Annotated in this window: 18 protein-coding genes, 1 tRNA gene and 1 pseudogene; 11 read left to right on the top strand and 9 right to left on the bottom strand. The window is 43.3% G+C overall.

From position 1 onward, the window contains the following. Window positions 1-90: 90 nt before the first annotated feature. The gene (locus tag HWQ42_RS18325; protein WP_292814688.1) at window positions 91-1,011 is read right to left on the bottom strand and encodes a DUF3365 domain-containing protein; all 921 of its coding nucleotides are present in this window, start codon (window positions 1,009-1,011) and stop codon (window positions 91-93) included. A gap of 293 nt (window positions 1,012-1,304) precedes the next feature. Between HWQ42_RS18325 and HWQ42_RS18320 the strand changes: the two genes are divergently transcribed. Then, window positions 1,305-3,200, top strand: coding sequence for a serine/threonine-protein kinase (locus HWQ42_RS18320; RefSeq protein ID WP_292814685.1), 1,896 nt, complete (start codon window positions 1,305-1,307; stop codon window positions 3,198-3,200). Between the two features lie 105 nt (window positions 3,201-3,305). Further along, complete coding sequence (locus tag HWQ42_RS18315) at window positions 3,306-4,199, top strand: hypothetical protein (RefSeq protein WP_292814683.1); 894 nt, start codon at window positions 3,306-3,308, stop codon at window positions 4,197-4,199. Window positions 4,200-4,230: 31 nt separating this feature from the next. On the opposite strand, the gene HWQ42_RS18310 is transcribed toward HWQ42_RS18315, so the two are convergent. Next, window positions 4,231-4,920 (bottom strand): peptidoglycan-binding protein, encoded by a 690-nt coding sequence (locus HWQ42_RS18310; RefSeq protein ID WP_292814680.1) that lies wholly within the window; start codon window positions 4,918-4,920, stop codon window positions 4,231-4,233. 519 nt (window positions 4,921-5,439) lie between these two features. On the opposite strand from HWQ42_RS18310, the gene HWQ42_RS18305 reads away from it, so the two are divergent. The 7 genes from HWQ42_RS18305 to HWQ42_RS18275 all read left to right on the top strand — a co-directional run bounded on the left by HWQ42_RS18305 (window position 5,440) and on the right by HWQ42_RS18275 (window position 14,223). Beyond that, entirely contained in the window at window positions 5,440-6,888 is a 1,449-nt protein-coding gene (locus HWQ42_RS18305) for a hypothetical protein (protein WP_292814676.1), read from the top strand. Window positions 6,889-7,125: 237 nt separating this feature from the next. Then, window positions 7,126-7,587, top strand: coding sequence for a ribosome maturation factor RimP (gene rimP, locus HWQ42_RS18300; protein WP_292814673.1), 462 nt, complete (start codon window positions 7,126-7,128; stop codon window positions 7,585-7,587). Window positions 7,588-7,825: 238 nt separating this feature from the next. Beyond that, the gene (gene nusA / locus HWQ42_RS18295) at window positions 7,826-9,112 is read left to right on the top strand and encodes a transcription termination factor NusA (protein ID WP_292814670.1); all 1,287 of its coding nucleotides are present in this window, start codon (window positions 7,826-7,828) and stop codon (window positions 9,110-9,112) included. Window positions 9,113-9,247: 135 nt separating this feature from the next. Continuing rightward, entirely contained in the window at window positions 9,248-9,517 is a 270-nt protein-coding gene (locus HWQ42_RS18290; protein ID WP_292734233.1) for a YlxR family protein, read from the top strand. Between the two features lie 479 nt (window positions 9,518-9,996). Further along, on the top strand, window positions 9,997-13,158 hold the full coding sequence (gene infB / locus HWQ42_RS18285) for a translation initiation factor IF-2 (protein ID WP_292814667.1): 3,162 nt from the start codon (window positions 9,997-9,999) through the stop codon (window positions 13,156-13,158). Between the two features lie 103 nt (window positions 13,159-13,261). Further along, window positions 13,262-13,882: a low-complexity tail membrane protein gene (locus HWQ42_RS18280; protein ID WP_292734227.1), complete on the top strand. Its 621-nt coding sequence runs from the start codon at window positions 13,262-13,264 to the stop codon at window positions 13,880-13,882. 143 nt (window positions 13,883-14,025) lie between these two features. Next, entirely contained in the window at window positions 14,026-14,223 is a 198-nt protein-coding gene (locus HWQ42_RS18275) for a hypothetical protein (protein WP_292734224.1), read from the top strand. Here HWQ42_RS18275 and HWQ42_RS18270 read toward each other — a convergent pair. After that, a complete protein-coding gene (locus HWQ42_RS18270) occupies window positions 14,220-14,840 on the bottom strand; it encodes an alpha/beta hydrolase (RefSeq protein WP_334813403.1) in 621 nt (206 codons plus the stop codon). The two genes, HWQ42_RS18275 and HWQ42_RS18270, sit on opposite strands and share 4 nt — an antisense overlap. Before the next feature lie 319 nt (window positions 14,841-15,159). Between HWQ42_RS18270 and HWQ42_RS18265 the strand changes: the two genes are divergently transcribed. After that, entirely contained in the window at window positions 15,160-16,854 is a 1,695-nt protein-coding gene (locus HWQ42_RS18265) for a DUF1565 domain-containing protein (protein ID WP_292814665.1), read from the top strand. A 353-nt stretch (window positions 16,855-17,207) separates the two neighbouring features. Here HWQ42_RS18265 and HWQ42_RS18260 read toward each other — a convergent pair whose 3' ends face one another. Next, window positions 17,208-17,501 carry a DUF3493 domain-containing protein gene (locus HWQ42_RS18260; protein WP_292814664.1) on the bottom strand — a complete coding sequence of 98 codons (294 nt, stop codon included), beginning with the start codon at window positions 17,499-17,501 and terminating at the stop codon, window positions 17,208-17,210. 33 nt (window positions 17,502-17,534) lie between these two features. Between HWQ42_RS18260 and HWQ42_RS18255 the strand changes: the two genes are divergently transcribed. Next, window positions 17,535-17,606: transfer RNA gene (locus tag HWQ42_RS18255), tRNA-Thr, on the top strand. Window positions 17,607-18,004: 398 nt separating this feature from the next. Here HWQ42_RS18255 and HWQ42_RS18250 read toward each other — a convergent pair. The 5 genes and pseudogenes from HWQ42_RS18250 to HWQ42_RS18230 all read right to left on the bottom strand — a co-directional run bounded on the left by HWQ42_RS18250 (window position 18,005) and on the right by HWQ42_RS18230 (window position 21,922). After that, the gene (locus tag HWQ42_RS18250) at window positions 18,005-18,442 is read right to left on the bottom strand and encodes a hypothetical protein (protein ID WP_292814662.1); all 438 of its coding nucleotides are present in this window, start codon (window positions 18,440-18,442) and stop codon (window positions 18,005-18,007) included. Window positions 18,443-18,904: 462 nt separating this feature from the next. Beyond that, a pseudogene (locus HWQ42_RS18245) lies at window positions 18,905-19,024 on the bottom strand (M42 family peptidase); the annotation flags it as partial. Beyond that, complete coding sequence (locus HWQ42_RS18240) at window positions 18,978-19,208, bottom strand: hypothetical protein (RefSeq protein ID WP_292814660.1); 231 nt, start codon at window positions 19,206-19,208, stop codon at window positions 18,978-18,980. The gene HWQ42_RS18240 and the pseudogene HWQ42_RS18245, both read right to left, overlap by 47 nt. After that, window positions 19,174-20,202, bottom strand: coding sequence for an SGNH/GDSL hydrolase family protein (locus tag HWQ42_RS18235; protein WP_292814657.1), 1,029 nt, complete (start codon window positions 20,200-20,202; stop codon window positions 19,174-19,176). Before HWQ42_RS18235 ends, HWQ42_RS18240 begins: the two co-directional genes overlap by 35 nt. Before the next feature lie 325 nt (window positions 20,203-20,527). Beyond that, window positions 20,528-21,922, bottom strand: coding sequence for an S-layer homology domain-containing protein (locus tag HWQ42_RS18230; protein ID WP_292814654.1), 1,395 nt, complete (start codon window positions 21,920-21,922; stop codon window positions 20,528-20,530). Window positions 21,923-22,310: the final 388 nt, after the last annotated feature.

The following is a 22,310-nucleotide window of genomic DNA, read 5'->3' as shown; positions in this document are numbered from 1 at the left end:
AAAGAAAGTTATTACGTTAGCGTAGCGGTAGCTAATCCACGTACCCCTGCTCTTAAGCAAGCTAAACGCAGCGTCTCCTAGAGAGCATGATTACGAATTATTGTAATCGCTTGTACCTCCTTGAGTACGTTTGATTCTTTTCATCGCCATTTCTAAACTTAACTGCATCCGTTTAAAGGCTTTAGCTAAATTACCGATTTCATCATTAGACATCTGCTCGAATTCAACTTCCATATGTCCCGTACTAACTTCTTCGGCTATGCGAGTCATGCGTTTGAGAGGCATCACAACTTGTCGATTCAAGAAGAAGTTGACTAACAGGATAGTCGCTATAAATATAGCTGATACAATCAAGATAATTAGTAAGGAAGAGTGATTGGCTTTGCTGATGACATTCTTTGCAGGTACTGATATAATCTGAGCGCCAACAATTTCATTAAGCTTCCACCCAAATCCATTAGCAGCACCATAAAGACTAATCATACTTTGAGGTGCAGCTTCAGGTACACTATGACAGACCAGACAGCTTTGTTCAGAAACTGCTAAGGGACGAGCAATATAAAAGATATCCCCTCCAGGAATTGAACGAAATCCACTAACTTCTTTAAGGTCTGATTTATTTCTGAACTGTTCTACAATTTCCGTCTCAAAACCGTCAGCCTTATCCCGAAGATTTGTGGGATTGAGAGTTGCTTCTTTATAAAAGAAATCACGGTAGTCTGTTGTTTTACGTAAAATTTCAAACACTTCTCGTGCTGAGTATCCAGGAACGGTTTGCGGCAAAAATTCAGTAGCCAATTTATCAACTAGCTCTGGATTTACTTGAGTACTGGTGTATTTACGAACAGAACTCATTGTTTGGATGAGCATGAGACCAGTGGAGCTAATATCTTGTTTAGCATTCTCCCTCAGTAGAGAAGAAAGAGTAAATCCACTCAAGCTCAGACCAAATGTCAAAATTACCAGTAGCAGAATTGTAAATTTTTGTTTCAAATTGAGATTCTTTAGCATAATTTTAGATTACCTACAAGTCAAATTATTATGAACAAATATGTCTAAAGTTACTGTTTACTCTACCATGAGCAATCAACTTTCATGTTTTCCTATAAAGGCATAGTTTAGGCAAAACTATGAGGGTATATCCAACTTTATACTATTAGTAATTATTGAGGTTCATCAAAATGTTATCTAAGTAATTAAGTTCCAAAAAGCACAACAGCAATTCAAATGGAATTCCCAAAAATTCGTGTTGGCTGTTCTGATACCTTGCCAAAATAAATACCAGCAATTGTCAAATATTACTAATGGTGTGGAATGCAGGAAAGTCTTTATTCGGGGGACGCTACATTATTGAAGGCCAATTAGGTGAAGGCGGAATTGGCATTACTTATCTTGCCAGAAATCAACGAAATCAACAGCGAGTGATTAAAACCCTCAAAGAAGAAATCCTGAATCACCCTGCCTGGATACTCCACCGAAACAAGTTACGGCAAGACTTTCGTGATGAAGCAGTTCGGCTGGCTGTGTGCCACCATCCTCATATAGTACAGATAGAAACCATCTTTGATGAGGGGAATTTGCCCTGCATGGTGATGGATTACATCGAAGGGGAAGACTTAGCACAACGCTTGAGGCGAATAGGGGTGCTATCAGAGGCAGAAGCACTACTGTACATCCGGCAAATTGGTGATGCTTTGACCCTAATCCATTCTAAAGGACTGTTGCATCGGGATCTCAAACCACGCAACATCATGATCCGCATTGATAAATTAGAAGCAGTACTGATAGACTTTGGCATCGCTAGAGAATTTGTTCCTAATATGATCCAAAGGCATACAGTGTATCGGACTCCTGGTTTTGCCCCACCTGAACAGTATGAATCAGAAGCGCCGCGAGGAGAATACATTGATATTTATGCCCTAGCTGCTACTTTGTATAACTTGCTTACCGCAGTTGTACCAACTAGTGCAGATGATAGGCGTCACAATATTAATTTAGAACCACCACAATATTTTAATCCCAACATCAGCAACAGGGTAAATCAGGCTATTATGTGCGGCATGGATCTGGAGTCAACGTATCGTCCCCAGTCTGTACAGGAGTGGTTGGATTTATTGGGTTCTGATACTGGGGAAGATATAACTAAAATATCATCTACTTTTGTGATAACGCCTAGAGTGAAACTACCTGTACCTGTACCTGTTGTATTAGATCGGCAGAACTGGCAATGTGTACAGACCCTCAAAGGTCATTCTAGTATGGTTCATGCGATCGCCATTAGCCCAGACGGGCAATTTATTGCTAGTGGCAGTAATGACAAGACCATCAAACTTTGGCAAGTCGGTACTGGTAAGTTAGTGCGTCAACTGGGTCGTTGGTCTTCTAGTCATTCCAGTATGGTTCATTCCGTCGCCTTTAGCCCAATCTCTTCAAACCTTTCTTATCAAGGCGAATCCGGCAAATCTGCGGGAGTTACAGACTTGAACCGCGGAATCTTAGCTAGCGGGAGTTGGGATAATACAATCAAATTGTGGGATGTCAAGACGGGTAAAGAAATTCGTACTCTCACAGGTCATGCTAATTGGGTGAATTCCGTTACTTTTAGTCCAGATGGCAAGTTTCTGGCTAGTGGCAGTGCTGACTGCACAATCAAACTGTGGCAGGTAAACACAGGCATAGAAATCCAAACTTTCGCAGGTCATTCCGACTCAGTTTCGTCAGTCGCCTACTCTCCGAGAACACCTGCAACCAATAGCCAGGATAGACAGCTGGTAGCTAGTGGCAGTAATGATTACACTATTAAACTGTGGCAAGTATACACAGGCAGAAACATTTACACACTCACAGGCCATTCTTTCTTTGTCAACTGTATCGCCTTCAGCAAAAATGGAGAAATTATTGCTAGTGGTAGTGGTGACAACACGGTTAAACTCTGGCATATAAATACAGGCAGAGAAATTCGTACTCTCACAGGTCATTCTGATTCAGTTTGGTCAGTCGCCTTTAGCCAGGATGGACAATTTCTCGCTAGTGGCAGTTGGGACAACACTATCAAACTGTGGCACATACACAGTGGTACAGAAATCAGCACACTTACAGGGCATTCCAATTATGTTAGATGCGTTGCCTTCAGTCCCGATGGCCAAACCCTAGTTAGCGGTAGTGATGACGACACTATTAAAATTTGGCGAAGGGGGTAGTAAATAATTCGTAATTTTTCTATGAATCTACAGATAGAACTGCGATCGCCCTAAATTTGTAACAATAATGACGGCAACCGTTATTTTTGAATAAAAATAAATTATATGGGCTTTGGTATTGGTGATTTATTCTGGATTTTCCTCCTTCTGACTTCTTTGCAACCCCTTTGGCAAAAACGTCAAATAGAATATCGCCGCTTGCGTGCTTTACAAGAATTCCAGCAGGAACGCAAAAGTCGGGTGATTTTGCTGATTCACCGTCAAGAGTCCATTAGCTTTTTGGGAATTCCCATATCTCGCTACATTACTATTGAAGACTCAGAACAAATATTGCGAGCAATTCGCCTCACGCCGCCAGATGTAGCAATTGACTTAATTTTGCACACTCCTGGCGGTTTGGTTTTAGCTACGGAACAAATCGCCAGAGCGTTAATTCGCCACCAAGCAAAAGTCACAGTTTTTGTACCCCACTATGCGATGAGTGGCGGTACAATGCTTGCTCTCGCCTCTGATGAAATTATTATGGATGCTAACGCTGTCTTGGGGCCAGTTGATCCCCAATTGGGTAATTACCCCGCAGCCAGTATCCTGAAAGTAGTTGAAGATAAACCCATCAGTGAGATTGATGACCAAACTCTAATTATGGCCGACCTCTCACGCAAAGCAATTCAGCAGGTACAGAGGTTTGTGCGAACTTTGCTAAAAGACAGTATACCCAAACAAAAAGTTCTGCCAGAAGATATTGAACCGATTATCGAAGCCTTGACAACTGGGCGCGTCACCCACGACTATCCCATCACTATTGAAGAAGCAACAGAAATGGGGCTGCCCGTAACCGTCGGACTGCCCCATTCTATTTATGATCTCATGGATCTGTACCCACAGCCACAAGGAGGACGACCCAGCGTGCAGTACATTCCTATGCCTTACAACGATCTCCGTCCAATTCTGCCTACACCCAAGGGCAGACCCTTAGAAGAACCAAATCAGATGACTTGAGTGGCTCCGGGGTAAGAGTTTTTTGTGGCAACTAGGGTGTAGCTGTCGGTGTAGCTGTTGGTGTCGCTGCTGGTGTCGCTGCTGGTGTACCTGTTGGTGTAGCTGTTGGTGTACCTGTTGGTGTACCTGTTGGTGTACCTGTTGGTGTACCTGTTGGTGTAGCTGTTGGTTTAGCTGTTGGTGTAGCTGTTGGTTTAGCTGTTGGTTTAGCTGTCGGTTTAGTTGTTGGTTTAGTTGTTGGCTGGCTGAAGAGTGTTTTTGCTTCTTCATTCAGCTTTTGGCGGAGTGCTAAATTAGCAATTCCAGTTTCTTGCAACTGATATTTCTTCTGATACTCCTTCACCACTTCTTCCGTGCGGGAACCATAAAAATGATCGCGCGGCAGAGGAGGATTTGGCTTCACCACTGCATTCAAATTTCTGTGCAGAATTTGAACGATGTTAGCAGCAAAATCTTGGGTTTTTGGCCCTGCTATGCCATCAACTGGTTTTAGCTTGTAACCAGTCTGAAATTCTCGAATTGCCTTTTTAGTTTCCTCGTCTGTCAAAGCAGTATTTGTTACCTTGACGTTATAGCCTAGTCCCCGTAATACCTCACGGAATTGCTGAGGCGTATAACTTTTTTGAGGGGCTGCAAAACCTGTGTCTGCAATTACGAAACTAGCAGTCATCAGGCAAGTAACAGCAAAGGTTGCGCTTGATTTTCCAAACCCACACCACATACTTAAAAACTCCTTTGGGTTAAATCAGCAGGATCATAAACGTTAACAGCTGCATTTTAAGTTTGTTTAATAACTTTTTTCACGATTATTTAATGAATTTTGAACAAATTGTGATTTTTTTTGTTAAATTTAGCTAAAAATTTAAAAAATAATTTATGTCATCTATCAAAAGGAATATGTTGTATTGGCAGAGATAGATCAGCGATCCGATCATTTGAATCAAATACACCTTTTTAACACTAAATTGCCGTGTAGTTCACATCTGTGCATTGGTGTCAACTTAAGATTAAAGGCAGTCTCTTCACCTGTGGCTATGCTTCAATGAGGAGTATTTTCAGCTTATGGTTGGAAAAGGGGTTTTGGTTTGGGCTGAAGTTGACACCCATGACAGATGTGCCCTTTTACTGGGGTCTACTCGACTGGAAATTGCTGTAATTGGTTAGAAAGGGCAGAAAGAAAATTAATAAATGAAAGAGTTTATATTTTAAATACCCAAACCAGTATCATATTTTACAGAAAATGAAAAATATAAAATCTTCTAAGCAGCGTAATCTTTGGTTTGAAAGATTTATGGCAATTACTGCCGCCGTAAATTTAAGTTTAGTGTTGTTCGATTTAAGTTACGTACCTTGGCGAGATTTCTACTTGCGAAAAGTTCCCCAAATTACTAAGATTTATGATCCAATCAAAGGTATTGAAAGTCATCGAGACACAAAAAGTTATCTAGAAACAGTAGACGCATTAGAAGAACAAGTTAGACAAACAGGGTTACAGTCGCCTCAAGTAAATGGCAGGCTAATACAAATAAGTCGTCTTAGCAGCGAGATGATTGACAGTAACCCGTTTGCGGGAGCGAATAAGAGTGGGACGCTGGAAAAAATCAAACAAAGGATGCGATCGCACATCCGCAAAGAATCCGCAAAACAGTCCTTCGCTACTTTTTGGAGTCAGCCGCATCTATCACAAAATGGCTGGGATAAAGAAATTAATTTTTTCAACACAAGCATCCGTCCTTTGATCGCCAGTAACTACTACCGCCAAATCGGGGAAAATGGCGATTTTATTGATAAATTCTGGCTTATTGACTTACCCTTTGTGATTTTATTTGGCTTAGAATTGCTGGGGCGCACCTTCTTACTCAAACGCCAACATCCTGGTTTTAGCTGGTTAGAAGCACTATTGTGGCGATGGTACGATTTATTTTTACTACTGCCATTTTGGCGAGGCTTGCGAATCATACCTGTATTAATTCGCCTCGATCAAGCGCAGTTATTGAATCTGCATCCAGTGCGAAAGCAACTTAATCAGGGGATTGTCGCCAATTTTGCCGAAGAACTCACAGAAATTGTTGTGGTGAGGGTGATTAATCAGGTTCAAGGTTCAATTCAGCAGGGTGAATTAACAACCTGGCTCTCACAACAAGAAAATTTACGTCCCTACATAGATATTAATAATGTGAATGAAGTGGAAGCGATCGCAAGTCTTTTGGTAAAAACAATTGTCTACCAAGTGCTACCTGATATCCAACCTGCGATCGTTGCCATTCTGCGCCACAACATCGAAACCGTCTTCGATCAAGTTCCCGTCTACCGCAACCTTCAGAATCTCCCTGGCGTGGGACAGGCTCAAACCCAGTTAAGCGAGCAACTGGCGACTCAAATCACAACTAATCTTTACAAAACTTTGGTTAGCGCTGTTGAAGACCCTGTAGGAGCAAAACTCACCAGTCAGCTAGTAGAAAGCTTCACCAAGGTATTGGGATCTCAAATCAAGGAAAAACATGTACTCTCAGAAATTCAGAGTTTACTTTTTGACTTCTTAGAGGAAATCAAACTCAACTACGTCCAGCGTTTATCCCAAGAAGACATAGACCAAATTATCGAGCAAACCCGGCAGCTACGAACACAAGCATCAGTTCCCGTGGTAGTGGATAAAGGTGCTACTCTCCCAAAAATACGGGAAGGGTAGGGAGAGCAGAGGAGAAATCAATTCAAAATTCAAAATTCAAAATTCAAAATTAAAGAACTTCTGCCTCCAGCCTCCTCTCTCCCAATGCCCAATGCCCCATGCCCAATGCACGACTATAAAAGAAATGCGCTAAACTCGAATTAGGCGAATCATCATTTGGTTCGTCACAAGACTTCTTGGAAGATATACCTATCGCAGGAAGTGGGTCGATGCCCACTTTTTTTATTGAATTCTCTCATGGCTCATCCTTTAGTTCCACAAATTATTGATTTGGCGACACCAGTGGCAGAAGAACTGGGATTGGAAGTGGTTGGTGTGGTTTTTCACACCAACCAGAGTCCACCAGTGTTGCGGGTAGACATTCGCAATCCTGAGCAAGACACTGGGTTGAACGATTGTGAGAGGATGAGCCGTGCTTTAGAAGCCTCCTTAGATGCTGCGGAAATCGTTCCAGATACATACGTCTTGGAAGTGTCTAGTCCTGGTATTTCGCGGCAACTGGTAACAGACAGGGAGTTTATTTCCTTTAAAGGATTTCCTGTCATTATCTCCACAACGCCCCCCTACGACGGACAACAAGAGTGGATTGGTCAGTTGATTCGTCGTGATGAGACAGCACTTTACTTAAACCAAAAAGGTCGTGTAGTCGAAATTCCTCGCTCCCTAATTACTAAGGTGCAGTTAGAGGAGCGCGGATAAACAAAGGGCTATGGCTCAAGAGTTAGAGACTAGAGCACCTTAGCTCAAGGCTAAAGATTTAGGAACTAAGGGCTAAAGGTTAGAGGGTAGGGGCTAGAGGTTAGAGATTAGTTTAAAGCTATTCTCTAATCCCTGGCTCTAGTGCGTAGTTTTCAGTCCCTAGTCTCCAGTCCCCACTTAGTAGAGACGCGATTAATCGTGTCTCTCCCCACTCCCTAATTTTTAAAGGAGATTGCTTATGTCAATGGTTACTTTATCTGGATTAAAAGAATTAATTGAAAGTATAAGTCGCGAACGGAATTTACCCCGGCTTGCAGTTCAATCAGCTATTAGAGAAGCACTACTCAAAGGCTATGAACGCTATCGCCGTGCCCAAAATTTAGAGCGCAAACAGTTTGACGAAGATTATTTTGAAAATTTTGAAGTAGAACTCGATATTGAAGGAGAAGGATTTCGCGTTCTTTCCACCAAAACCATTGTTGAAGAAGTAGATAACACAGATCACCAAATTTCCCTAGACGAAGTTCAACAAGTCGCTCCCGAAGCGCAGTTAGGGGACTCTGTGGTGCTGGATGTTACCCCCGATCAAGGAGAATTTGGTCGGATGGCGGCGATGCAAACGAAGCAAGTATTGGCGCAAAAATTACGGGATCAACAGCGCCAGATGGTGCAAGAAGAATTCCAAGATTTAGAAGGAACTGTTCTCCAAGCAAGAGTCCTGCGGTTTGAGCGGCAATCAGTGGTTCTAGCAGTTAGCAGCGGCTTTGGTCAGCCAGAAGTAGAAGCCGAATTACCCAAGCGGGAACAGTTGCCCAATGATAATTATCGGGCAAATGCCACCTTCAAGGTATATCTGAAAAAAGTCTCCCAAGGTCAGCAACGAGGGCCACAGTTGCTTGTGTCTCGTGCTGATGCTGGTTTGGTAGTTTATCTTTTCGCCAACGAAGTCCCAGAAATTGAAGATGAAGTGGTACGGATTGTTGCCGTAGCTAGGGAGGCAAACCCCCCTTCCCGTTATGTCGGCCCCCGGACTAAAATAGCAGTAGATACTCTTGATCGTGATGTAGACCCAGTAGGCGCTTGTATTGGAGCTAGGGGATCGCGAATTCAAGTGGTAGTCAACGAATTACGCGGTGAAAAAATAGATGTAATTCGCTGGTCGCCAGACCCAGCAACATACATTGCGAATGCCTTAAGTCCAGCACGGGTAGATGAAGTACGCCTGATGGACCCAGAATCGCGGCAAACTCATGTACTTGTAGCTGAAGATCAATTGAGTTTGGCTATTGGGAAAGAAGGACAAAACGTCCGTTTGGCAGCCCGTCTGACTGGTTGGAAGATAGATATTAAAGACAAAGCTAAGTATGACTATGCAGCAGAGGATACTAAATTTGCAGCCGTCAGAACAAAATATCAATCAGAGGAATCAGAGGAAGACGATCTTGAATATGAAGAAGAATTCGAGGATGAAAATCAGAACGAATTAGAAGACGAAGATAGTTTTGACAATAACGATGATGAATAATTGATTAATTTTGTAAAGTTTTGATACTGTTAAGATTGTAGTCTCAGTCTCAAAAGCTACTTGGTATAAGTAAAAAATAGTAATAATAAACTTCTTTTTACTTCCATTATCCTGGACTGAGATCGCAAAGAACCGATGAAACCAAATTATCGGCGCTGTATTAGTTGCCGTAAAGTAGGCTCAAAAGATCAGTTTTGGCGGATTGTCCGCGTCTTTCCCGATGGAAAGGTACAATTGGATCAGGGCATGGGGCGTTCTGCCTATATTTGTCCAGAAACGAGTTGCTTACAAGCGGCTCAAAAAAAAAATCGACTAGGGCGATCGCTACATGCATCAGTGCCAGAAGCACTGTACCAAAGCTTGTCGCAACGTCTAGCCCGCAGTAATACCCAAAACCAAATTTAGTTGGAACAACTTTGTGACGTAATCATTAGAGGAATTGTGTCGAAAGCCGAAGTCGCGCTTTCATCACACTCCCTGTTGATCGTTAAGGTTAGTGCCAAAATAGTAAATGGGTGTAAAAGGCATTCGGCTCTCCCATAACGAGGGGCGAGGCAACATTCCCAGAACAAAATGTAATCGATTGTGTTGTGGAAGACTCAGAATCAACAAAACAAGAAACTACAAAATGGCAACCTGGTAGCGCTCAGGCGCAGTTCGGCCTCAAGGGTTCCTATAAAAATCTTTTATTTAAGAAATTTTTATGGGTATCCCTCAACCATCATTCCTGGTGGGGATGCCATTATTAAACCGAAACATCTCTCTTTCCTGATTGGAGGCACCGGCAAAAACTGAACGGCAGTCTAAAAACAGTAATCCAAGGATGGAGATGTCGCAAACCAGGCAACCATCCGCTAAAACTGTAAATTAAAGGGGAAGAGTGGATGAACAACGGCAAAGTTAGAATTTATGAATTATCAAAGGAATTGAATTTGGATAACAAAGAGCTACTAGCAATTTGCGACCAGCTCGATATTGCGGTCAAAAGCCATAGCAGCACGATTTCCGAATCCGAGGCAGAAAACATCCGGGCGGCAGCAGAAAAGCTTGCAGCTACGAATGTGTCAGCCAAAAAGGAACTAGGTACAACCAGCCATAAGCCAAATTCACCACCCAACGGCGGACGTAACCGACCTGCTGCACCCCACAAACAGCAAATTTTGGAAATACGCAAACCCAAAATATTGAGAAATACTACTCCCAACGCCCTAGAGGCGTCACTTGCTAACAATACCCAAGCTGCCTTGTCTGAAGCTAATCCTCCCTCTCCTCCACGGCCTTTCGCTACACCAGTCTCACCCCTGAAACCGGCAGCACCAACTCGACCTGTGCCCCGGACTCAATCTGAGACTCAAGAGCAACCTCCGATCGCTGACTTGGAACAAACGCCTAATCCAAATCCGGCGCCGGAAAAAATAGCATCCCAAAAACCGGAAAAAACAGTTGCGCCCAGGCCGAAATCGGAAAAACCGATCAAACCACAACTAGTTGCTCCTCCAGCCAGACCTGAGGCAGAAGTTGCCCAGGTGATAGATGAGGCGCCAGTATCTCAGGCAGATAAACCGATCCTCAAACGCGACCAACGGCTACGTCCCGCGGAAGGCGATCGCGAACAAATTAAGCCGAGAGTCGCTAAACTGCCAACAGACCAGTCCGCACCAGGTGCTCCACAAAGGACAAGTCGTCCTACCCCTGCACCCAGCAGACCAGAGCCGAGAGGCAATAGACCATCTGCACCATCACAACTGGGAGAGGGGCAACGACCCAGACCGGCACGTCCAGGTGAAGCAGTAGCAGCCGCAATGCCGATCGCTACTCCACCTAGACAGATGTCAGGCATAGCGGGCAAATCTCAAGGATTGGGTGATGAACCAGTCACACCGGATCTCCTCGACTTGAAACGCCCAAGTCCGCCTCGACCGACCAAAGGCGGCAAAAAATGGGTAGAAGAGGAAATAATTGACGAAGTTAAAGAGAAGGCAAAAGCTGGCGTCAAAGGCAAGCGGATCAAACCCATACTTGATGATGAGTTTGAAGAAGATTTGCTCGATGATGACGATATAGATTCACCAGCCACAGTCCAAGTCAGCCTTTCTATTGCTCGTCCTCCCAAACCGAAAGCGACTCGACCAGTACAGATGCCAGGTGCAACCCTTGCTAGCGCCCCAACTGCAAGAGGGAGAAAATCTGGTTCCAGGTCTGGTTCCAAGTCTTCGAGCCGCGACCATCACCAAAACCGTCGCCAAGAAGCCGAGACAAAGCGCGATCGCCCCGAAAAAGTGACGATCACAGGGCCGTTGACTGTGCAAGAACTGTCTGACGTATTAGGCGTTGCCGATACAGAGATTGTCAAAATCCTGTTCCTTAAAGGTATGGCGGTGAGTATCACTCAAAATCTAGATATTCCCACAATTACCCTGGTAGGAAAAGAACTAGAAATAGAAGTTGAAACCGTCGAACGAGAAGCAGAAGCTCGCAAAATCACGGAAATGGTCGGCGTAGAAGACCAAGAATATCTTCATCGCCGTCCACCAGTCGTGACAATTATGGGTCACGTAGACCACGGTAAAACAACCCTGCTGGACTCAATCCGCAAAACCAAAGTGGCTGCTGGCGAAGCTGGCGGTATCACTCAGCACATTGGTGCATACCATGTAGATATAGTACATGAGGGCAAAGCACAGCAGATAGTCTTCCTGGATACTCCTGGTCATGAAGCTTTTACGGCGATGCGGGCACGAGGAGCGCGGGTAACAGACATTGCCGTGTTAGTAGTGGCTGCTGATGATGGTGTCCGTCCCCAGACCATTGAAGCCATTAGTCACGCCCAAGCTGCGGGAGTGCCAATTGTTGTTGCAATCAACAAAATTGACAAAGAAGGGGCACAACCAGAGCGGGTGAAACAAGAGTTGACCCAGTATGGTCTGACCGCAGAAGACTGGGGTGGTGAGACAATCATGGTTCCCGTGAGCGCCATCAGAGGTGAAAATCTGGATACGCTCTTAGAGATGATTCTCCTGGTAGCAGAAGTTGCAGAACTATCTGCTAACCCAGATCGTACCGCCAAAGGAACTGTCATTGAAGCACATCTGGATAAAGCTAAGGGAGCAGTTGCTACCCTGCTAATTCAGAATGGCACCCTGCATGTGGGAGATATCTTGGTAGCTGGCTCGGCCTTTGGTAAAGTCCGGGCGATGGTGGATGACAGAAGTAAGAGAGTAGACATTGCTTCTCCTTCCTTTGCTGTCGAGGTACTAGGTTTAAGTGATGTGCCAGCAGCCGGCGACGAGTTCGAGGTCTTCCAGAACGAAAAAGAAGCCAGAGCACTTGCTAGCGATCGCGCAGACAGACAACGCCTATCCCGCCTATTACAAGGACGTGTTACCCTGACAACCCTGTCGGCTCAAGCACAAGAAGGCGAGTTGAAAGAACTCAACTTGATCTTGAAAGGAGACGTACAAGGTTCCGTAGAAGCTATTGTGGGAGCGCTCAAGCAAATCCCGCAAAACGAAGTCCAAATTCGGATGCTGTTGGCTACTGCTGGGGAAATCACCGAGACAGATATCGATTTAGCTGCTGCCAGTAACGCTGTAATTATCGGCTTCAACACCACCTTTGCCAGTGGCGCTAGACAAGCCGCCGATGAAGCAGGTGTCGATGTCCGGGAATATAACGTCATCTACAAACTCCTAGAAGATATCCAAGATGCCTTGGAAGGTCTTTTGGAACCAGAGTTGGTGGAAGAACCCTTGGGTCAAACCGAAGTCCGTGCCGTCTTCCCAGTCGGTCGTGGCGCGGTTGCTGGTTGCTACGTTCAATCTGGCAAGCTAGTTCGCAACTGCAAAGTCAGGGTGCGACGTGGCGGTAAGGTGATCTTTGAAGGTGTCCTTGACTCCTTAAAACGGATGAAAGAAGATGCTCGTGAGGTCAACGCCGGTTATGAATGCGGTGTCGGCATAGATAAATTCAATGATTGGGTTGAAGGTGACATCATCGAATCCTATCAGATGGTTACGAAGCGCCGCACTCTCACCTTAACGAGATAGTGTTGAGGGTAAAATGCTTAGGAGTTAGGAGTGATACATTAGAAGTTAGGAGTTAAAGGCTACTAATTCTTAACTCCTAACTCTTAACTCATAACTTTTTATTATGCATTCATTTCGCTCTGAACCTATTTTGTGGATTCACGTCGCTGGATTGGCGACGTTGCCTGTTTTTTTAGTACTCTGCTTATTCTTTTTGTCTGTAGGCGAGCCATTTTTGCCAGTCTGGATGGAGCTATTCTTAGTTGCCGCCATTGGTGTTCTCCCCCTGCTATGGATGCAGTTGCGTCGCCCCTTTTATATATTTGCTCTTTTAGGAATAGCCCTAAAGCCAGAAAATCTGACTGAACGGCAGCGGAAAATTCTCTGTTTAATTAATACAAAGTTAAATCGTATCCTGGCATTAGTGGCAGCAGCATTGTCAGTTTGGATACTGTGGAATCTTTACCAAATTGCCCCATTAGTAGCAAATTCAGCTAAATTCCTCCCCCAATGGCGCAGCCTTGCACTAGTACTTGCAGGATTAGCCTTTTTGGGCAGCAATCTATTTTTACAAATACCTGTGAGTGTAATGCGAGTTTTGGTGATTAATGAGACAGAATTCGCTGGCATTGAGCCATTATCTTTAGAAAAGATTAAGCAAGATTTCACCATTTTAGGAGTGCGGGTTAATCAAATTGTGCCCCGATTATTGCAATCATTGTTTAGGATAAATACAGATTCGTAGTAGCCCCTAAAGTATATTATTTCACTTTAAAAGGGCTAGAGATAAGAGCAGGGGAGGCAGGGGGCAGAGGAGCAAAGGAGAATAAATAACCAATGCCCAATGCCCAGTTACCGTTGAAATTTAAAATAAAGGAATAAGGAACTATGGCTCAAATTCCAGCTTCTAGCGATCGCCAATTTTCTGCCCATACTGAAATTTGGTATAGCCTCAAATGTGCGATCTCCACTAGTTCAGGTTTTCAACGTTGGCAACTAGAACGTGATGCTCAATTGGATGGAATTCGCTTGGAACAGCAGGTACAGCGGTATTTACGTGAAACTTTAGAAACTTTAGCTTACTAAACACCAAATAAATCTTGTAGGTTTGTTTGCAAGCGGCGGAGTTGACGGTATGCACTCTCCGAGCGATGCCTACGGCGGTAAACTACGCCATCAACTTCCACTTCATTGGTGGGATAATTCTTAATAATTTCAATCAGCGATACTTGCCTGTTTTGACTCGCAGAAATTACCAAAGCGGCTCGTAAAGCCTGCCGATCTGCTCTCCGAGACAGTGTATAAGTAACTTGACTAATTTGATCAAAAATAATATTACCAATCTGGCTATTTAGCACTTTATCTAAAAATACAGGGTTTACCTTCACTGGCTTTGTTAAATACTGACGAATGGCTTTGGGATCTTGTCGCGCCAAAGCTAAATTTACTTTTAGCGAACGTGAGAGTTCACCTGTTTGGGAAAAGGTGGATAGTTCCTCTCCAGAAAGTGATTCGCGGAAGACACCATACTTCAGCACTACTCTTTCCGCAGCAAAGGCAGGAGTAGACACAAATAGAAGACAGATACTACCCGCTAAAACTAAGACGCCACGCAGCCCCAAAAAATTAAAACGCATTTCTCCCGATTTCCAATAGGTTTGCTTTTCCTGCGATCGTACTTCCCGCAGAATTAGTTGCGGCATCTAGCTTTAAAAAATACTAAAAATTGCCTCATCCCCATAGTGTTCATAATAAAATTTTCTGGGTAACACAATATTAGGACTGGCGCACAAAACCTCTTTAACCCTTATTCCTCTGCGTCCTCTGTGGTTTGATTTTCCATGACCTGGGCGTAAGTCCTAAATATAACTAATGTATAAGTTCTGTGACCTATCTAGGGAATTTAGCTGAATCAGTGCTAATCATCCAGTATAGTTTTGCATGGGTTTTAGAGCAGCTACAACGCTGTTATCTTTAACCTTGTTCGACATACCGTAATTCAGCACATCACAGACAGAAAAAATGAAATATCGGGGTTCTCACATTTCTCTGGTGAAAAATTTTCGCCTTCTTTCTAGCAGTCATCTCAGATACACTTTGCGCCTGGGAGCCGGACTAACGGCAATACTTGTTGTTTCTAGTGGGTCAATACTACTACCTAGTGAGGTTAACGCTGGTGCGACTTACCCAGAAAGTATCGCCCCAACTCGCACAGCGCAAGCTCCTGCAACTGCCGCAGCGATTTATGTTAATCCAGCAACTGGTGCAGATAGGGCTGGTGCTGGTGCCACCTCAGCTGCACCCTACAAAAGCATAAGTTTCGCTCTCAGTCAAGCCCAAGCAGGTGCAGTGATTCAATTAGCACCTGGTAACTATAACCAGGAAAGTGGTGAAACTTTCCCGCTTCTACTTAAACCAGGGGTGACGCTGCGGGGTGATGAAGCTACTAAAGGTCAGGCAATATTGATTACAGGTGGAGGCTTCTATACTAGTCGCACCTTTGCCAGACAGGACATTACCATCCTGGCCGAGCAAGATACCACGATCGCAGGTGTCACCGTTACCAACCCAAATAGCCGGGGTACGGGTGTGTGGGTAGAGTCAACTAATCCGATTATCAAAAACAGTACTTTTACTAACAGTGTCAGAGAAGGTGTTTTTGTCACGGGTACAGGCAATCCCAAAATTGAAAGTAACCTCTTTGTGCAAAACAAAGGCAATGGGATTTCAATTGCTAAAACAGCCCAAGGAGAAATTCGGAGTAACTTATTTCAGGATACTGGTTTTGGTCTTGCGATCGGTGGCACTTCCACACCTCTAATTGTAGAAAACCAAATTATCGAAAACCAAGACGGTCTTTTTATCTCAGAGTCAGCGAAGCCCGTATTGCGTAAGAATGTCATTCAAAATAATAAGCGGGATGGAGTTGTAGCAACTGTTAGTGCTTTACCCGACCTTGGCACTAACGAAAATCCTGGTGGCAATCTTATTCGCAACAACACTCGTTATGATGTGAACAACGCCACCAAAACAGGTAAGATTGTCGCCGTTGGCAACGATATCGACCAGAAAAAGATTTTTGGCTCAGTAGATTTTGTTGCCGCAAGTGTTGACGTACCCCCCGGAGGGCCTGTTGCCTTTAAAGATGTGCCAGCAAATTACTGGGCAAAAACCTACATCGAAGCTTTAGCCTCCCAAAATATTATTGCGGGCTTTCCTGATGGCAGCTTTAAACCCAATGAACCTGTAACCCGCGCTCAATTCGCCACTATTGTTACTAAAGCTTTAACGCCAGCAGCCAAACGCCCAGCCATTCAGTTTAAGGATGTAGCAAGCAATTTCTGGGCTTACGCTGCCATTCAATCTGCTTACCAGAGTCAATTTGTTTCTGGTTATCCCGATGGCACTTTTAAGCCACAGCAGCAAATTCCCAGAGTACAAGCGTTAGTTGCTTTAGCTAATGGTTTGGGCTTAACTGCAAGTAATCAAAATATCCTTTCTTTTTACACCGATGCGGCCCAGATTCCTAATTATGCGATCGCTCCTGTTGCTGCGGCAACTGCACGGCAACTAGTAATCAATTATCCCACAGTGAAGCAACTCAATCCTAATCGTCAGGCAACTAGAGCTGAGGTTGCTGCCTTTGTTTACCAGGCACTTGTCAATGCTGGACGTGCCCAACCAATTCCTTCATCTTATTTGGTAACAGCCCAATAAATGCCTAGTTAGCAAATTGGAAGCACCAGACTAACAAATTATTAGTCTGGTGCTTCCAATTAATGTGAGTTTTGTTAAATTTGGGAGTTTTTAAACATAAAATTTGGGGTCTTTAAATATAGCTGACCCCATTTGAATGTGATTGGGTTTATGGTCAGGGTCTTTATACTGGCTGACCCCGTTTCAATGATTTCTATTTTCTCAGAAATTTTTGCTTTTTAGGATTTCCTAATAATTTTTTTATTTTTTCTTTTTTTACATTTTAATCTTCATCAAAGCATTCATAAATTTGAAGAGTATAAAGATATATCAAAAGAAAGGAGTTAAAAATTAACTAGCTAAAATTTCTCCCTTCAGGAATTAGAATTTTTACCCGATTGGGAGCGTTGTTGCCGACGCTGTTCCCAGCGCCAGAGGAAAACCATTAGAGCGACTATTCCTACTTGGAGAGCTAAATTAGGCAAAGCACTCTCAACATTGCGTCCGGCAAGTACTTGGAAGAAAAAGACGAATGCACCGAGTGAACCAGAAGCAGCGAAAGCAATGTAAAAAAATTGTCGTAAACCCCGAAAAGGAGCAGCTATTTCTGCTTTGAGGCTGGCATACTGTTCAGGATTAAGGCGATTTTTAGAATTTTGATCTACCATGATTAAATCATGTTATACTCTTAGATTGTGTACGCCGATGTGGCTCAGTGGTAGAGCAGCTGATTCGTAATCAGCAGGCCGTGGGTTCAAATCCCATCATCGGCTTTGATAAAAGTATTGCTCAATAGTCAAGTTTGACACAAATCATATTGTACAGTGACTAATTATTTGTCGTCGGTGACAGATTTCTGTCGCTGTGACAAATTATTGTCATCAAACCTAGACACGACTTACGCACAGGTAACGGAAAATCGAACCGCAGAGGACGCAGAGGGCACGGAGAAATAAGAGTTTCAGAGAGTTCTTGCGTAAGTCCTACTAGATTATTACTAATGATGGTGATTATGTGACAGTGCCAGGAATTCAGGTATTTACTACTAATTCAGGAGCGTTGGCGTAGGCTACGCCAACGCATCCTCGATATAACAAAATGTTGGCGACAAAAAGATCCCCGACTTTTCTAAAAAGTCGGGGATCTGATTTCTTGTTTAAGTAGGTGTGAATTATTGCAGCAAGGGAGTTGTGCCATTACCATTAGTTGAGGCATTCGCAATTGCAGCTTGAGTAGGTTGAGTAGTAAGAACCGCTATAAGTGGAGTAACTTTTGAACTAGAGTGTTTACTTCGTTTTCGATTAGAGCCGCCAGCCTTGGAATACTCCATACTGTTTTTGCCGTAGACAGTTGCAACTCCACTTAGCATTCGTTCAGACATTTCGGAGAGAGCTTTATCCATCTGGGTTACTGTTTTACGCGATTCTTCCAGATTGGAAACCAGCGTATTATTAGCTTCTAGCACAGCACGGGTAGTGTTAATTAGGTGGTTGTAAGCTTCAATGGTTAACCCATGTCCTAAATCCAGATTTTCATCAATAGATTTAAGCAAGGCGAGACGAAGTTGGGCTTTGTCAATAGCAGCAGAACCACGAGTTTTTAAAGACATAACACATCCTTTTTTAATAATTCCTTTTTCAACATAGTGGAGTATCCTTTTGACTGAGATGGGTAGTTTTGTGGATTTATTTCATTAAAAGTTCAACGAAATAATTACGACTTCGACTGTGTTTTTACTCATTTTTCATATCAATTTGTTGTTTTAGAATAAGTACAATCAGCAACAGGAATCACAAAATCAATAAATGCGAACCCCGAAATAGCAATTGCGTACCCCGAAATAACAATTGCGTACTCCGAAATAGCAATTGCGAACCCCGAAATAACAATTGCGTACTCCGAAATAACAATTGCGTACTCCGAAATAGCAATTGCGAACCCCGAAATAGCAATTGCGTACTCCGAAATAACAATTGCGTACTCCGAAATAGCAATTGCGTACTCCGAAATAGCAATTGCGTACCCCGAAATAGCAAATGCGATCGCTCCTTCAAATTAAAGCCTCGACAAATCACTCAAACTCAGTTTCGCAGAAAGCTTTTAACAAATTCATACAATTAGCGATCGCTCCTAAATGAGCAATTTCATAACCGTGGGTATTTTGTGTAGGAAACGCCAAACACGCAGCACGCTACCCACCAGACTTCCATACCCAGCGCCGTAAATCGTTGCATCAACAACTGGTTAATCTCAGCTTCTACACCACTAGGAGAATGGTGCATAACTAATTTTTCAATAATTTCAAATAAGCGATCGCAATCCCACATCAATACAGTTAGTTTAGTTTTTAACTGTTGTATGAGACAATTGTGCATCAATAACCCGACCTGCCGATCTTTTTTGTTGACGCTTCAGCACTCCTACCGCACCAAAAGCACCAAGGGCTAAAATTCCCCAGTCGATCGCAGGTTCAGGAACAGACTTAGCCTCAATCGCCGCCAGCGCAGTGTCTGCTATCTCCTTATGAGCAGCAGTCGTTGGGTGGAAGCCGTCCCAGACGAGAAACTTGTTGTCCCCTGGCTTACATATATCTGGCTTAGATAGACAAGACTCGGTTACATTCGTAAAACCTAATGCACTTGCCTGATTAAATAAAGAATAAGTATCAACAGAGATGATGTTAAGATTTGGGTTTTGATTCAAAGCGTTCACAGTTTGTGCTAAACCCAAGTTAAACTCACTAGTCGATTTACTGAGGGTTGTAGGGTTGCGACCGTTGATTTTAGCTGCTGGTAGCTGTCCCAAATCTGGCAAGTTAAACACCAAAATATTTTTTGCGCCGACTCCTACCAGAGTATTCAACGCCAGGGATATATTACTGATTGGCGTCTTCGAGTCTTCCGGGTTCAGAAAAAAGAAATCATTAGCACCTCCCCACAATGTGTAAAGTGCATCTGGGTCAGCAGTTTGATTATTTGCTTGCAGAGTTCCAGCAAAACCAAGGACTTGTTTGAGTACTCCCGGTAAATTTTGATTGGGAACGACAGCGTTATCTAAACCAGAGCTAGCACCACCGAAAGCGAAGTTTATCCCTTGAGGAGAAGGTGTGGAAGGAATAGTAGTCAATAAAGTGGGCTTTAATCCTAGCTGATCTCCGAGATAATCTATCCAGATCGGCCCATCGGAAAAACGTCCATCAAAGTTAGGTGGGCTTGCAGGGTATGTTTTACCCGTAGCATTATATATATTGCCTGTATCAGAAAGACTATCACCAAATACATAAAGCCGATCAAAACTCGCAGCTGAGGCTTTGGTCGGCAACATGAAAGAAAATAGAACAAATCCTGCTGCTACAGCTTGTTTTTTCATATTTGTTTTACCTGTGGTCTTTTTAACTTGTTTAAAAGCAATGAAAGGGCGATAGTCCGACAACTTACTCTTTTGAGATTACTTCAAAACTAAGTACGTCTATTGAGTTAATTTACGTTGTTTCACTTAACTATGCCTCAAAAATTCATCAAACACAGGTAAAAACGCTTAAAACACTTAGATTTACATTTTCTTGATGAAAAATAGATATATTAGAAAGAAATAGCAAAATTTGTATACTAAAGAGCAAAATTGCCCACTTTTATGCTGATGGTGGACTAACCGCAACTAAATCAGGATCAGGTAGATCGTCGTAGACACAGCTTTAACTTTGCTTTAATTTTAAAGCCTCAGTAGCCGAAACACCCTCACCCTGACTGCCGAAATACCACAAAGCCGTAGCAGCCTCAGCACGAGTTACTGGTTTTTTGGGTTGAAACAGAGTCGTATAACCAAAGACCCGGCGAATATTCGATTGTTCGCCATTCTGATAATCAGCCAACACTGCTCTTAAAGCCTTAGAGTCAATTTTCGCTGCGTCTTGGAAACCCCAGGTTTGTTTGACCGCATCTAAGTTAGCAGAGGGTAAAGCTTGGCGAGTATCTAAGGGTAATTTCCACAGCAGCAACTGTTCCCGCGTTAGAGGTGCATCAGGACGAAACAAAACTACTGTAGAATCTCCAGACAAAGGACTGGGAATTAACCCAGCTTCGGCTAATCCCTGAATTGCTGGGAAATCAGGGTCTTTTGCTGACACATCACTAAAAGCTGGTTGAGTACTTTCTGATGCCAAACGAATCTGTTTAGCTGGATTGTTGGTATATACAGCATTGTTAGCAGCAATTAGCCAACGGGCATATTCTCGATGTGTAACGATTTTACCGGGTTCAAACTGATTAGTTGTGGTCGTGGAGTTGCTCTTAGTTGTCTTTGCTTCTATAGATAAAACACCTAATGCAGCCAAGTCTTGGATATGTTGCCGCCATTCTTGTGGTGCCTTATTCAGATCGTTGAATACCTGAGATTTAGGGGTGGCTGTAGGGATTGTTTGGTTATTAGCTGTGCTTGGTGGCTGTGCTACCAAGTTTGCGGGTGGTATTGGGCCAATGAACTGTGAATTTCCCGGTTGAGGAACGGCGTTAGCAGTTTCGTTAGGATTTGTAGTTGAAGTAGGTTGTGCTGTTACAGTACTATTCGGTACGTAATCAATCAGTAATTCAGTGGCTGTTTGGGGTTGATTAGGTGTGGCGTTAGTAACTGATTTGGGCTGAATGGAAATCTTCAACAGCAAATCGTTGCGACGTGCCTCAAAAGCTCCTCCTGTATCATCTGTCGGCTGTTGTAAAATCTGCCAGTTATTTGTTTGAAACTGGCTGCGATAAAAACTAGCAATAAAATTACTGGGGTCAGAACTTAACCAACGAGTTGAGATTTTGTTTTCTGAGCCGCTAGCAGGTGTAACTTCCTGTAGTTTGGCATTGGAATATAAGGGGATATCTTTAGGAAAATCAGATGGTAGCTGAACGGCTGATTCATTTTGCTGTGCTTGCGGTTGATTACCTGGGGATTCTCCAAAGACAACTTGATCGCTTTGTAGTTTCGGATCTGCCGCCAAAGATTGCTCAAGGTTTTTGGCGACTGGACTATTAGCACAGGCTGTTAACGAAGTGAGTATAACAGCCCAAATTAGAAATACAGCTGGACGTTTACAGGGAAGCACAGGAAATCACACATTGAGTTTCAATTCCTACCCTAGCGCAGACTGTCCATTAAATGGGAATGGGGCATGGGACATGGTTATTCTCCTTTATTCCCCTGCTCTCCTCTGACTCTCTATAATCACCAAAAGACACTACCGACTTACTACGTCTTCTTCCTAAATGTCTATGTTAGTGATGATATCTCCAAAAATGAGTAAACGGTAGCAAAAGCTACCGTATTGTCTTCGTTTTACAGCCATTAGGTTTTGATAATTCCTATGCTTATTTATAGAGTTCCCTAAAATTCTGAAAAACTAACATTTTTGAGAAAAAACATAAATAAATCTGAAATCCTTGCTAGATAAGAGTTTTATGAGTTGAAAGTTCGTAGTAAGGACTTTAGTCTTT

The sequence above is a fragment of the Nostoc sp. JL23 genome (assembly GCF_017115065.1).
Lineage (GTDB): Bacteria > Cyanobacteriota > Cyanobacteriia > Cyanobacteriales > Nostocaceae > Nostoc > Nostoc punctiforme_A.
The sequence above is the reverse complement of the archived record's forward strand: the minus strand, read 5'-3'. Positions and strand labels throughout refer to the sequence as shown.